The 12,850-nt window shown below is 69.3% G+C and carries 13 protein-coding genes; 8 read left to right on the top strand and 5 right to left on the bottom strand.

Annotated features, from left to right (window positions below):
• Nucleotides 1-207 precede the first annotated feature (207 nt).
• Nucleotides 208-696, top strand: coding sequence for a hypothetical protein (locus CMC5_RS39545; protein WP_050435257.1), 489 nt, complete (start codon nucleotides 208-210; stop codon nucleotides 694-696).
• Here CMC5_RS39545 and CMC5_RS39540 read toward each other — a convergent pair.
• The 3 genes from CMC5_RS39540 to CMC5_RS39530 form a co-directional block, all read right to left on the bottom strand.
• Complete coding sequence (locus tag CMC5_RS39540) at nucleotides 687-1,760, bottom strand: alpha-E domain-containing protein (RefSeq protein WP_063796435.1); 1,074 nt, start codon at nucleotides 1,758-1,760, stop codon at nucleotides 687-689. The genes CMC5_RS39545 and CMC5_RS39540 overlap by 10 nt on opposite strands.
• Nucleotides 1,757-3,151, bottom strand: coding sequence for a circularly permuted type 2 ATP-grasp protein (locus CMC5_RS39535; protein ID WP_245678616.1), 1,395 nt, complete (start codon nucleotides 3,149-3,151; stop codon nucleotides 1,757-1,759). Before CMC5_RS39535 ends, CMC5_RS39540 begins: the two co-directional genes overlap by 4 nt.
• Nucleotides 3,152-3,329: 178 nt before the next feature.
• On the bottom strand, nucleotides 3,330-5,228 hold the full coding sequence (locus tag CMC5_RS39530) for a chloride channel protein (protein ID WP_050435255.1): 1,899 nt from the start codon (nucleotides 5,226-5,228) through the stop codon (nucleotides 3,330-3,332).
• A gap of 217 nt (nucleotides 5,229-5,445) precedes the next feature.
• Between CMC5_RS39530 and CMC5_RS39525 the strand changes: the two genes are divergently transcribed.
• Both CMC5_RS39525 and CMC5_RS39520 read left to right on the top strand, forming a co-directional pair.
• Complete coding sequence (locus CMC5_RS39525; protein ID WP_050435254.1) at nucleotides 5,446-5,799, top strand: hypothetical protein; 354 nt, start codon at nucleotides 5,446-5,448, stop codon at nucleotides 5,797-5,799.
• Nucleotides 5,800-5,888: 89 nt separating this feature from the next.
• Nucleotides 5,889-6,251 carry a hypothetical protein gene (locus CMC5_RS39520; protein WP_156339217.1) on the top strand — a complete coding sequence of 121 codons (363 nt, stop codon included), beginning with the start codon at nucleotides 5,889-5,891 and terminating at the stop codon, nucleotides 6,249-6,251.
• Between the two features lie 78 nt (nucleotides 6,252-6,329).
• Here CMC5_RS39520 and CMC5_RS39515 read toward each other — a convergent pair whose 3' ends face one another.
• Nucleotides 6,330-7,031: a hypothetical protein gene (locus CMC5_RS39515; RefSeq protein WP_050435252.1), complete on the bottom strand. Its 702-nt coding sequence runs from the start codon at nucleotides 7,029-7,031 to the stop codon at nucleotides 6,330-6,332.
• 426 nt (nucleotides 7,032-7,457) lie between these two features.
• Between CMC5_RS39515 and glgC the strand changes: the two genes are divergently transcribed.
• The 5 genes from glgC to CMC5_RS39490 all read left to right on the top strand — a co-directional run bounded on the left by glgC (nucleotide 7,458) and on the right by CMC5_RS39490 (nucleotide 11,804).
• Nucleotides 7,458-8,720: a glucose-1-phosphate adenylyltransferase gene (gene glgC / locus CMC5_RS39510; protein ID WP_050435251.1), complete on the top strand. Its 1,263-nt coding sequence runs from the start codon at nucleotides 7,458-7,460 to the stop codon at nucleotides 8,718-8,720.
• 114 nt (nucleotides 8,721-8,834) lie between these two features.
• Entirely contained in the window at nucleotides 8,835-9,533 is a 699-nt protein-coding gene (locus tag CMC5_RS39505; RefSeq protein WP_050435250.1) for a metallophosphoesterase, read from the top strand.
• Between the two features lie 10 nt (nucleotides 9,534-9,543).
• On the top strand, nucleotides 9,544-10,452 hold the full coding sequence (locus tag CMC5_RS39500) for a 50S ribosomal protein L11 methyltransferase (protein WP_050435249.1): 909 nt from the start codon (nucleotides 9,544-9,546) through the stop codon (nucleotides 10,450-10,452).
• Between the two features lie 13 nt (nucleotides 10,453-10,465).
• The gene (locus CMC5_RS39495; protein ID WP_050435248.1) at nucleotides 10,466-11,230 is read left to right on the top strand and encodes an RsmE family RNA methyltransferase; all 765 of its coding nucleotides are present in this window, start codon (nucleotides 10,466-10,468) and stop codon (nucleotides 11,228-11,230) included.
• Nucleotides 11,231-11,240: 10 nt separating this feature from the next.
• The gene (locus CMC5_RS39490) at nucleotides 11,241-11,804 is read left to right on the top strand and encodes a hypothetical protein (RefSeq protein WP_218920202.1); all 564 of its coding nucleotides are present in this window, start codon (nucleotides 11,241-11,243) and stop codon (nucleotides 11,802-11,804) included.
• A gap of 42 nt (nucleotides 11,805-11,846) precedes the next feature.
• Here the strand turns inward: CMC5_RS39490 and CMC5_RS39485 are convergent, their stop codons facing one another.
• Nucleotides 11,847-12,821 carry a hypothetical protein gene (locus CMC5_RS39485; RefSeq protein ID WP_050435246.1) on the bottom strand — a complete coding sequence of 325 codons (975 nt, stop codon included), beginning with the start codon at nucleotides 12,819-12,821 and terminating at the stop codon, nucleotides 11,847-11,849.
• Between the last annotated feature and the right edge of the window lie 29 nt (nucleotides 12,822-12,850).

The following is a 12,850-nucleotide window of genomic DNA, read 5'->3' as shown; positions in this document are numbered from 1 at the left end:
GGCGCTTTTGCCCAGCAGGGCGAAGCATGGCGGCGACCTCGCCCGACGTTCCTCGTCAGGCCTGGTCTCGACGCGGCACCACAGCATGGCGGCGTGAGACCAGCGGGCCAGCCCGTCCTGCGGTGTGGTCGGGGCGGGAGGCTCGCCTGGTGACCCACGGGATCGCGGTTCCGGCCCGGGACGGTTTGTGAGACATCTGGAGGGGCGATGAACTCGGATCAATCCCGCCGGCTGGATGTGCGGGCGCTCCTGCCGCTCGCGCTCGGCCTCTACGCAGAGTACGGCGACAAGCTCTCGCTCGCGACGCTGGCGGATCTCAAGCTGCGCGCGCGGCGCGCCCTGACGCATGATCCGATGGACTCGCTGCTGGCGATGTCGCTGGTCGGTGCGCTGCTGCTCCACGCGGCAGAGAAGGATCACAACCCGCGCTGCAGGACGTTCCTGGATGCCTTGCTGTTCGTCACGGCGAACCAGGCGGTGGGGTTCAATGGCTGGCTCCCCGTGACGGACGCGGGAAAAGCGGTGGGCGCGTTCGTGCAGACGTTCGGACCCGCGCTCTCGGCCGCGGCCCTCTCCCCGCCGAACGCGGAGGGACGTGAGCAGGAGGAGCGGGACATCAACCGGGCGATGCTGAGCCGGCTCGACGCGATCCTGGATGTGCTGCGGAGCCGGCCCGCGCCGTCACGTCAGGACTGAGACTGGGTCGATCGCGCCGGGGCGCTGATCTGTGGTGGTGCAGCGGCTGGCGGAGGGACGCTCGGGGTGGGGCGGGTGACGTTGCCCAGGAGATCGCGTCCGATGCCATCGCAGATGGCCGCGGTCTCGTCGACGACGCGTACCAGCATGCCGTGGAGGGAAGACAGGTCGAGGTGCTCCTGCGACTTGTCGGCGATCCAGAGCGTGAGGCCGTGGAGCTGCGCGAGGGTGTCGCCACCCGGCAAGGCCTGGCTCTCGGGGGGGCGGATGTCGGCGAGGCGGGTGTACGCGGCGTGGGCGCAGTGCCGGATGGAGCGGGGGAAGCGCGGCTCGAAGGCGAGGAAGCGGGCGACGGACTCTCCGGTGACGCGGCCTTGGTTCACCTTCATGAACGGCTCGCCACCGGAGCAGGCGCGCAGGAGCGCGAGCCAGCGCGCGGTCTCGATGACCTGGTGGGTCGCGCCGAGCGTGGTCGGGTCGGCCTTCGCGGCCTGGGCGGCCCGGGTGAAGGCGACGTGGTGCACGTCGAGGATGCGCGCCGTCTGGCCCATGCGCTCGAGGAGGACGCCGAGCCAGATGAAGTCGAGGGGGGTGTCGTGGAGCATGGTGCTCTGGGTGAGGCCCAGGGCGAGCTGCACGGCTTGCCGGATGCGGCGGTAGAAGCCATGCCGGTTCAGCGTCCAGTCGGTGGCGCCCTGTCCCCTGTCCAGCCAGAGGTGCAGCTCGTTGACCGTCTCCCACACCTCCAGGCTGATGACCTCGCGGATGGAGCGTGCATTGTCGCGCGCGGCCGCGATGGCGCGCTGCATGCTGGCGGTGTTGTCTTCGTCGAAGCACAGGTAGCGCTGCACGGCGTCCCCGTCCCCCACCGCCTCCGCGCCGAACTGCTCGACGAAGTGGGGCTCCTGGCCGGAGGCCGTGAGCAAGGGGCGCCAGTGCTCGGGCGGGGTGAGCTCCGCGTCGAGCACGTGGTGCTGGGTGACGGCGAGGACACGGGCCGTGCTCTCCGCGCGTTCGAGGTAGCGACCGAACCAGAAGCAGTGATCGGCGACGCGAGAGATCATGGGCGTGGTTCCGGGGCGTCCTTCAGCACCCAGGTGTCCTTCGAGCCGCCACCTTGGCTGGAGTTGACGACGTATGAGCCCGGGCGGAGCGCCACCCGGGTGAGGCCGCCAGGGAGCACCCAGGGGCCGTCGCGGCCGGTGAGCACGTAGGGGCGGAGGTCGACCCGCCGCGCCATGATCTCCGTGCCCGTCGGGTCCCAGGTGGGCGCGGCGCTCAGCTCGATGCGGGGCTGCGCGATGTACCGGCGCGGGCTCTGCTCGATGCGGGCGCGGAACTCGTCGCGCTCGGCGGCGGTGCTCTCGGGGCCCATGAGCATGCCGTAGCCTCCGGCCTCGTCGACGGCCTTCACCACCAGCTCGGGGAGGTGGTCGAGCACGTAGCGTCGGTCCTCGTCGCGGGCGCACACGTAGGTGGGGACCTGCTCCAGGATGGGCTCCTCGGCGAGGTAGTAGCGGATCATCTCCGGGACGAAGGGGTAGATGGCCTTGTCGTCGGCGACGCCGTTCCCCGGGGCGTTGGCGAGCGCGACGTTGCCAGCGGCGTACGCGCGCATGAGGCCGGGGACGCCGAGCATGCTGTCGGGCCGGAAGACCTCCGGATCGAGGAAGGCCTCGTCGGTGCGGCGGTAGATGACGTGGACGCGGCGAGGGCCGCGCGTGGTCTGGACGAAGACCTGGTCCTGGTCGACGAAGAGATCCGCGGCCTGGACGAGCTCGACGCCCATCGAGCGTGCGAGGAAGCTGTGCTCGAAATAGGCGGAGTTGTAAGGGCCCGGGGTGAGCAGCACGGCCGAGGTGGTGCCCGGGAACGAGGGAGAGACGGAGCGCAGCGTGTCCGCGAGGCGGTTGGGGTAGTCGTCGACCCGGCGGACGCGGGACTGGTCGAGGAGCTGCGGGACGACGCGCTTGGTGATGAGGCGGTTCTCCAGGACGTAGGAGACGCCCGAGGGGGTGCGGAGGTTGTCCTCCAGCACGCGGAAGCGGCCCTGGGGATCGCGGATGAGGTCGACCCCTGCGATGTGGATGCGCACGCCACCCGGGGGCTTCAGTCCCTTGAGGAAGGGGATGTAGTGGGCAGCACCGAGGACCAGCTCGCGGGGGATGACGCCCTCTGCGAGGATGCGCTGCTCGCCGTAGACGTCGTCGACGAAGAGGCTGAGCGCGTGGACGCGCTGGATGAGGCCGCGCTCGAGGTGGTGCCAGTCCGCCGCCGAGATCAGGCGAGGGACGAGGCAGAAGGGGAAGATCTTCTCGAGCTGGCGGCTCTTGCCGTCGGCGAGCTGGCCGAGGCTCTTGCCACGCCCGTCCGCGTAGACCGAGAACGTCACGCCCTGGTTGAGGAGGGCGATCTCGGCGAGCTGCTGGGCTCGCGCGAAATCGCGGAGGCTCATCCCGGCGAGGAGGCCGACGGCGCGGCGAAACTCGGGGCGAGGCGCGCCGTCGAGGCCGAAGAGTTCGTCGTATGCGCCGGGTAGCGCGGTGTATCCGGCGAAGAGGCCGGGTTCCGATGTCCCCGTTGACACTGCACGTCACGCTAGCGCCGAAAACGGCTCCAGGTCCATAGCCTAGCTAGGGCTCGCGGCGGATGCCGGCGGTGGCGTCGTGGTAGGCGCGAGCGACGTCGGCTTCGTCGAGGAATCCGACGATCTTCCCGTCGGCATCGAGCACGACGAGTTCGCGCACCTCGTGCTGGAGGAGCGTTTGCAGGGCGCGATGCAGGTCTTCCGTGTCCGCCACCGCTGCTGGGGTTTCCATCATGTCGTGCGCGATGGCGACCTCGGTGATCTCCGGACTCATGGCGGCGGTGCGCAGGATGTCGGCGTCGATGGTACCGATCACCTTGCCTGTCTCGTCGAGGACCGGAAATGTGTCCTGCCACTCGCAACCTGCGATCCGGGTGATCACGCTGGCAGCCTTGGTGCGGGCGTCGAAGGCGACGAAGGGGCGGCTCGTCACGACGACGTCCCGGACCAGGATGCCCCGGAGCACGTCGTAGATGAAGTCGTCGCGGTGGGCTGGCGAGTCGCGTCGCGTCGGGACCTGAGCGCGGTAGAGGGAGCGGTGCCTGAGGGCGACGAAGGCGATGCCCTCGCAGAGCATGAGGGGGACGAGGAGGTCGTAGCTGCCAGCGAGCTCGCAGACCATGACCAGCGCCGCGATGGGGACGTGCGCGACGCCGCCGTAGAGCGTGCCCATCCCCACGAGCGCGAAGGCCCCGGGGTCGATGCGGGGATCCTGGATCAGGATCTCCGCGGCGCGGCCGAAGGCGCCGCCGGCGAGGGCGCCGATCACCAGCGAGGGGCCGAAATCTCCAGCGCTGCCACCCGAGCCGACGGTGAGCGAGGTGGCGATGATCTTCATGCCGAGCAAGAGGAGCAGCAGCTCGACGCCATCCCAGCCGGAGGGCAGCCAGCCCGCGCCCGTGATCGCGACCTGGGCTGCGCCGTAGCCAGCGCCGAGCAGGCCGAAGCCCTGACCAGGCTGGCCCGCGCGCCCGCCGAGCAGGATGAGGATCGGGGCGACCAGGAGCCCCAGCGCGAGTCCACCGAGCGCAGGCTTGGCCCAGACGGGAAGCTTGATGCGCTGAAAGACGCGCTCGGTGCCGTGGATCACCGTGAGATAACCGACCGCCACCACCGAGAGGAGCACCGCGAAGAGGGCGTAAAGCGGCAGGTGCGAGGGAATGAAGGGGTAGCGAGGGGCGTGGGTGAAGAGCGTCGACTCGCCGAAGAAGTAGATGAAGACGGAGTAGGAGACGACGCTCGCGAGGATGGACGGGACGAGGGCGTCGGACTCGAAATCATCGCGGTGGAGCACCTCGACGACGAGGAGCGCGGCGCCGAGCGGCGTGCGGAACATGGCGGACATGCCCGCGGCGGCGCCAGCGATGAGGAGGATGCGGCGCTCGCGTGGGCCGACGCGGAGGGCGCGCGCGAGCAAGGAGCCGATGCCGCCGCCGATCTGCATGGTGGGGCCTTCGCGGCCGCCCGAGCCACCCGAGGCGAGCGTGAAGAACGAGGCGAGCGCCTTGACCAGGGGGACCCGGCGTCGGACGACGCCACCGCGCTGATGGAAGGCGTCGATGAGCGCGTCGGCGCCTCCACCGCGGGCCTCGGGAGCGAACCTCGCAGTGAGCAGGCCACCGATGAGCGCGCCGAGGGCAGGGACGAGGCAGATGAGCCAGGGGCGAAGCTCTGCCCGGTGCAAGACGGGGAGGACGGCTTCCCCGTGGGCGCGGAGGGGGCGGTAGCCGGTGAGGCCTTCGAGAATGTAGCGCTCCCCGAGTTCGAGGGCGGCGAAGAACAAGGAACCAGCGAGGCCGGCCGCTGCGCCGACGAGGCCGGCGTGCAGAAGTACGCGGCCGAGGTGCTGGAACTCCAGGAGCCCACGAGGACCAGGAAGCGGTGTGGCACTGACGGGCGTCCGCGCCGCGCGGCGCGGCGGCGGGCCCTCGCGAGGCGTCGTCATCGTGAGAAGGCTTCTGAGACCGCGCCGTGCTGACGCGGTCCTCCGTGTCCTAGCGCGGAAAAGGGACCCGGGGCAGACGGAAGTACGGCCTCAAAAAGGTTTCCTCTTCAGGACCCCCCCTTGCGTTCGTGCGGGGACGGCTCCAGAGGGCACCGAGGTGTTCAGCACCTCCGTGTTTCGAGCGGTACGGAGCGCTGGATCAGGAAGGGGCGGAGGCATGCGCGAAAGCAGCGGCCAGAACATCGTGCTCGGTGACGAGACGATCGAGACGACGAGCGAGACGGTGGACACCGTGGACGAGTTCGTCGTGTCCACGGACGAAGTGGTCCAGGAGGTCGTCACGCCTGAGCTTGCCTCCGAGGTCCTTCTCGGCGCGCTCGGTCCGATCGTGGATGCGGACTACGTGCCGGGGAAGACGTGCTTTCGCGACGTCCTCTGCGACCGCTTCGAGCTGTCCGAGATCGAGGCAGAGGAGCTGGTGGACTCCCTGGAAGTCGCCGGTCATGTCCGGTTCATCTCGTCGGAGGAAGGCTTCGGCTGGAGCATCACACGCGCGGGGTCGGGCGCGTGAGCATGGGCGAGCTTTCGATTCTCTTGGATGCGCTCCGTCCTTCTGGTCTACCCTCGTCGGCCATGGGTGCGGGGAGCGCAGGCCCGGGTGTGAGTGACCGGGCGGATTCGCTCGTGCTCCTGGTGGGCTGTCCGGAAGGTCTCGTCGCGACCTGGCGTGATGTGGCCGAACGGCTGTCGGTGACCGTGCAGGCCTGCGAGCCCAGCGTGCTGCGGCGCGGCTTCCGGCGGCCTCCGTTCGCCATCGTGGTGATGGAGGACCAGTACCGCGCCGAGCCAGGCATCTTCGACACGCTGACCGGGGATGGACCGACGTCCCTCGTGCGGCTGGAGAGCGCTCCCGCGGAAAGCGCTCCCGATGCTCAGGAGAGCGCGCAGCGCTTGCTCGCGGAGGCCGTCCTGGAGGCCGCCCAGGAGCTCACGGAGAGCAACGCTGCCAGCTTTCCGGGGTGACTCCCCGGGATGCGTGAGGTCGTTTTCGCGAGGGAGTGCGGGAGCGCGCGCTCGCTGGGACGCGCGCGCTGGTCGGGATCAGGGCTTCCGCTTCATGCCGGGGAGGTAGGTCTTCTCGGGCGGCGGCTCGAGGTACTCGATCGACTCGGCCGTCATGATGCCGTACTTGGGGTCCACGGCGGCGCCGCTGGACGACTTGGTGAAGGTCGTGCCGTAGATGCCGGTGACCTTGACCTTGGCGCCCACGTTCGGCACGGGGTTCGGGACCTTGGTGCCCCAGAACTCGTCGTCGAGGGCGACCTCGCTCTCCTTGCCACGGGGGGAGCGATCGATCGCCTCGATGATGGTGTAGAGCTGGGCGAAATTCGACGCGAAGCCCATGACCTGGATCATGTCCTTGGTCTCGCCCTTCTCGTCGGCGATGGCGAACATGGGGACGGGGGCCTTGCACTCGGGGGGGTCTGCTTTGCCCGTCTTGTGGACGGAGCAGGCGGGCGCCTCGTCGAAGTTGGTCTTCACGATGTACCCCACGAGGGAGATCTTCTTGCCGTTGATGTCCTCGAAATGGACGCGGCTGCGAAGGTCGTGGGTCGCACCCCAGACGGTGTAGGCGTCGCCCTCCTTCTTCTTCTTGGTCGGCAGCGTGGGGACCGCCGGGAGGGTGGGCTTGGCGCCGCTGTGGGCCGGCTTCGGGGTGTACGGCTCGTCATCCCCTCCGCACCCAATCAGACCTGCGACGATAACGCTGGCGGCGAGGAGTCGACCGATTCGGAGCTTCATCACATCTCCTGAGCAGCAGAGGAACGGGCTGGAGACCCGGCCCACGGCTAACACGGGGTCGTGCAGGGCGTAAAGAGGGATGGATCGTGGGCGGAGCCTGGCAGCCTTCCGGAAGCGCTGCGGCATCCACGAGGGAAGCGCTGCGGCATCCGCGTACGAGGTCCCAGCGCCGCGCGTCGGCGGCAGGAGAAGGCGCGGTCGGCGGCAGGAGAAGGCGCCGAAGGTGCGTGGGCACGCGAGGGCGCATGCGCATGGATCGCGAGCGCGCTGGGGCACCGAAACGCGAGGGCCTTGGCCCGTGACCAGCGTCACTCGGGCATTGCCGGACATGAAGCTCCGTTGCCTCCCCAGCGCAGAACGCATCGCGCGTGAGCGCGACCAGACAGGTCGCCGAGATGCCGTTCGATGCGTTACCCTCTCGGCGCCATGCCGGAGAACCTCCTGCGAGCGGATTACGACCAAACGAAGATCCTGGTGATGATCCTCGCCGGTGGCGAAGGGCGTCGACTCGGTCCTCTCACCTATGAGCGCGCCAAACCGGCCGTTCCTTTCGGAGGGCGCTACCGGATCATCGACATCGTCCTCTCGAATTTCGTCAACTCCGGGCTGCACCGGATCAAGGTGCTGACGCAATACAAGAGCGGCTCGCTCGACGAGCACATCGCGCGCTCGTGGCGTCTCTCATCCATCCTCGACGCGTTCATCGAGACGGTGCCGGCACAGCAACGCACGGGGAAGAGCTGGTTCAAGGGCTCGGCGGACGCGGTGTACCAGACCCAGAACGTGCTCACCGACGAGTCGCCCGAGAACGTGTGCATCTTCGGCGGGGACCATGTCTACAAGATGGATGTGCGCCAGATGCTCCAGGCGCACCTCGTCCGCGACGCAGAGGTGACGGTCGCGGCCATCCCGGTCTCGAAGGAGGAGGCGCGCTCCTTCGGCGTGATCGAGGTCGACGAGGGGGGGCGCATCATCGCGTTCCACGAGAAGGTGCAGGACCCGCCCGAGATGCCAGGGCGCCCGGGGATGTGCCTGGCCTCGATGGGCAACTACATCTTCCGGACCCGCGCGCTGCTGGACGTGCTCGAAGCCGACGCCGCCAGCGAGACCAGCTCGCACGACTTCGGCAAGGATGTCATCCCGCGGCTGGTGAAGGGCAGCCGCGTCTTCGTCTACGACTTCCACCAGAACCGCGTGCCTGGTGAGGAGGGGCTCGGTTACTGGCGCGACATCGGGACCATCGACGCCTACTGGGCCGCCCAGATGGATCTGGTGAGCATCCAGCCGGCGTTCAATTTCTACAACAAGGACTGGCCCATCCGGACGGGCATCAGCCACGACCCACCCGCCAAGTTCGTCTTCCGTGACGAGGCGAACGCGCGCGTGGGCATCGCCACCGAGAGCCTCGTCTCTCTCGGTTGCATCATTTCAGGCGGGCGCATTCATCGGAGCGTGCTGTCGAACAGGGTTCGTGTGAACTCGTTCGCTCACATCGAGGAGTGCGTGCTCTTCGAGGACGTGAAGATCGGTCGACACGTGAAGCTGAGGCGCTGCATCGTCGACAAGGACGTGGAAATCCCGCCGGGCACGGAGATCGGCTTCAACCTCGAGGAGGACAAGAAGAAGTGGTACGTGAGCGAGGGCGGGATCGTCGTCATCCCGAAGCGGGCAAAGATCGAGTCCCCGTAGAGCCTTGCTCGAAATGGTTCTACGATGGGACGTCCCTTTTCCGGGCTGACGCTCGGAGGAAGGGGTAGCGATCCACGGGAGAGCCGGGAGCGTAAGCTCTCAACTTCGCACAAGATGCCGCGCACCATCATCGTCGGGGATGTTCACGGCTGCCGGGACGAGCTGGCTGCGCTGCTGGAGCGCATCGGTCTGGCTGCGACGGACCGGCTGGTGATGGTGGGGGATCTGATCGTGCGCGGACCGGATCCGTGCGGCACCCTCGATCTGTTGCGGGAGGTCGGGGCCATCTCCGTGCGTGGCAACCACGAGGATCGGCTGCTCCGGTGGCACGCAGGGAAGGGGGACAGCAGCGGGGAGCCGCTCGGCGAGATGTCGAAGGCGACGGCGCGGCTGCTCCGCAAGCGGGACTGGGCCTGGCTCGAGACCCTGCCGTACTGGATCGACCTGCCAGAGCAGGGGATCCGGGTGGTGCATGCGGGGGTCGTGCCCGGACTCCCGATCGAGCGCCAGGATCCGCACACCCTGATGTACGTGCGCTGCCTGGGCCGCTATGGGGAGCCGGTGGAGCGACGCGGTGGGAAGCGGTTGTGGGGGGAGACGTACGTCGGCCCGCCGCATCTCGTGTTCGGGCACAACGCCAAGCCCGAGCCGCAGCTTCATTCCTGGGCGACGGGCATCGATACGGGGGCTGTGTACGGGGGAAGGCTGACGGCGATGGTGCTGCGCGAAGGCGAGATGGTGCCGCCTGCAGCTTCCCGGCTCGACGTGCTCGTGTCGGTGCCCTCCCGCCGGCGGTATTGCGGAAAAATATGAGGAAGTCTGGATGAGTGCAGAATCGGAGCCGCGTTATCCGTTCGTGGTGGTGGACGTGTCCGCCGAGGTGTCGGACGAGCTGGCCGCGACCTTGTTCGAGCTGGGGGCGTCGGGCGTGGAGGAGCGTGACGATCAGACGCTGCTCCGTGGGGTCGGGGCGGGACGGGTGACGCTCGTGGCGAGCTTCGCCGAGCGCGCGGAGGCGGAGTCGGCGATCGAGGCGCTGCGCGAGATCGACGCGACGCTGACCCCGCGGATCGAGGAGGTGGTGGGGGATGCGTGGCGTGATGCGTGGAAGGAGCACTTCGCGCCGTTCGCGTTGACGCCGCGGATCACCGTGGCCCCGCCGTGGGTCGAGGCGCCGACCCCTCCCGCGGATGGGCACGTCCTGTGGCTGGAGCCTGGGCGCGCCTTCGGGACGGGGCTGCACGCGACGACGTCGCTGGTGGCCGAGCTGCTCGACGCCCACGCGGACGAACTTTCGGGCAAGGAGCTGCTCGATGTCGGCACCGGGAGCGGGATCCTCGCGTTCGTCGCGCTGAAGCTCGGGGCGAGCCGCGCGGTCGCCGTGGACAACGATGCCGACGTGATCGAGGTGGTCGAGGAGAACGCCGAGCGGAACGGGCTCCGTGATCGGGTGGAGGCGCGCGAGGCGACGACCGAGGACATCACCCGTGAGTTTCCGTGGGTCGTCGCGAACATCGAGGCGCGGGTGCTGCGGCCGATGGCCGAGGATCTGGTGCGGCTCGTCGCGAAAGGTGGCTGGTTGATCCTCTCCGGGATCCTGGAGAGCGAGCACGACGAGATCGTTGCGCGCTACCTCGGTCTGCCCCGCGGGCTCCGGCACGTGGAGACACGGCGTCGGGGAGACGCTGCCGCGGCCGACACGGCGTGGGTCGCCATCGCGTTCGCAGGCTGAGCAGGCGCGACGGATGCGTCAGGGCTTGCTGCGTGTGCCGCTCACCTCGCTTGCGCCGGGGCTCGTGCCGCTGTCGCCCGAGGTGGCGCGGTACGTGAGCCGTGTGCACAGGCTGCGGGAGGGGGAGCGGTTCCTGGCCTTCGACCCGGAGCGCGCGCTGGAGGCGGAGGCGCTGCTGGTCGGTTCCGGAAAAGGGCCCTCCGCCGCGCGGATCGACGTCGTGCGCGCCGCGTCGCTCGTGCCCCGGCGTGCCGTGACCTTGATCCAGTGCGTGGGCAAGGGGGACAAGCTGGACGCGGTGATCCGGGATGCGACCGAGCTGGGGGCGACGCGCGTGGTCGCCGCGCTGAGCGCGCGCTGCGTGGCGCGACCGCAGGGGGACCGAGGAGGGCGGTGGCGTCGCGTCGCGGTCGAGGCGGCGAGACAGTGCGGTCGGGGGGATGCGCCGCGCATCGAGGGGCCGCTGCCGCTCACGGAGGTGCTCGAGGCCCTCGACGGGGAGGCTGCGGTGTGTCTCGATCCTCGCGCGGAGCGCTCGCTGGGGACATGGCTCGGCGGAATGCTGGGCGATGCGGGAGGCCGTCGAGGGATCGCCTTGCTGGTGGGTCCAGAGGGGGGCCTTTCGGAGGAGGAGATGGACGCCTGCTCGTCCGCGGGGTTCGTTCGGGTGAGGCTGGGGAGGTTCACGCTGAGGACCGAGACGGTCTGCGCTGCAGCGCTCGGGGCGCTTCTCGCGCTGGACGATGATGCACAGGAGCGCGCAGATGCCGTCGGGTGAGCGTGAGGCCATGAAGGTGCAGGGAAGCAGCCGTGGGGATCGCCTTCGACGGTGTGCAGGTCGAGTGCTCGCCGTGGGGCTCCTGGCCTGTCTCGTGGCGGCCTGTGCCCAGAAGGAGGGCTGGATCGATCGGCGAAAGCGCGCTTATGCGAGCGTGGCGGCGATCGTCAACGGGCCGTTCGAGAAGCTGCGGCCGTTCCACGAGCGGATCGCGCCGGAGAGCGACGCCGATGCCGTGTGGGTCGACGCGCGGTGGGATGCGTGCCGTGAGGCGGCGGTCGAGGTCGGCGCGCTGGCCGGCGTGACGATGCCGCCCGACGAGCAAGGAAAGACGTTCGAGGAAGCCGAAGCGGTGAGCCGCGCTGCGGTCCGTTACCGGGACGCCATCGACGCCTGCCAGCGTGGCGATGCGGGGATGCCGGCCGCGAAGCCAGGGCCCGCGTGCGTGCTCCGCTGCATGAACTCCTGGTCGGTGTTGACCAAGGTGGCCGAGCGCCTGCGGGTGGCCGCAGGGTGGGTGGATGTGAAGGTGGAGGCGCTCGGTCCCCCAGGGCCGGAGCTGCTGTTGCGGTGATGTGGTCGTGGCGGTGAGGAAGCACCCCTCACCGCCTCGGGGTCAGCGCAGGTAGGCGCCGCAGCGCGGGTCCTTGTCGGCCACGTCGGCACCCTTGGCGCTCCCCTTCGGGAAGGCCTTGCGGTCGCAGAGGGCCGCGAAGATGTCGAGGATCTCCTGCGCCATCTCCTGCGCCGTGGCGCCCTTGACCTGCCGGCCCATCTTGGTGCCGGGCTGGCCGTTCAGGATCTTGGCCCAGTCCTCGTAGGCCTTCTGGCGCGAGTGGGTCCCGAGCGAGTACTCGTCGTCGTCGAACAGCATCGCCGTGCCGTCGGCGCCGTGGCAGCGCACGCAGCGCTCCTTGATGATCTGTGCGCCGCGCGTGGCGTCTCCGCCGCTCTTCAGCGTGTAGTTTCCTGGCGTCGAAGCCGACAGGGTCCAGATCTGGTCCGGGTGCGGGAGCTTGCCGTCGCGGACGCCGACGATGAACGCCGTGAGCGAGCGCAGCTCGTCCTGCGAGAGCACCGGGCCGAAGGCCGGCGTCTCGGGGCTCCCCTTGTCGAGCCATGCGAGCAGCTCGTCGAACGACTCCTTGCCGGAGAGCAGGTTCTTCGCGAGCACCTGCTTCTTGTTCTGGTACTTCGGCCCGGCGATGCCTTCGCTGCCGCGGAGATCCCAGCCGAACAGGTTCTTGAGGCGGTAGTCGTGCCCGCTGGCGTTGGACCACGGCGCGCCATCACCGCGCGCCAGCGAGCCGTTGCCGAAGGGGCCACCGCGCCCATCGATCGCGTCGGCGGTCTTCGCGTTGTCGGGGGCGAAGTCCTTGCCCGTGTACCAGCGATCGTAGAGGCGGCCTCCGAGGGCGTCGTCGGTCACGGCGGGCGCAGGCGTGGGCGCAGGGGCTGGATCCGTGGCGGCCGCAGGGGCCTCCGCGGTCGACGCCGTGGGCGCCTCGGGGACGCTCGGCTCCGCGGCTGGTGCGCCGCATGCCGAGAGCGCGATCAGGGCCGCGAAGACGAGGCCACGGCCCGCAGACATCACAACAGCAGGAGCAGTCGAGCGGTTCA

It is taken from the genome of Chondromyces crocatus, assembly GCF_001189295.1.
GTDB classification, from domain to species: domain Bacteria; phylum Myxococcota_A; class Polyangia; order Polyangiales; family Polyangiaceae; genus Chondromyces; species Chondromyces crocatus.
The sequence above is the reverse complement of the archived record's forward strand: the minus strand, read 5'-3'. Positions and strand labels throughout refer to the sequence as shown.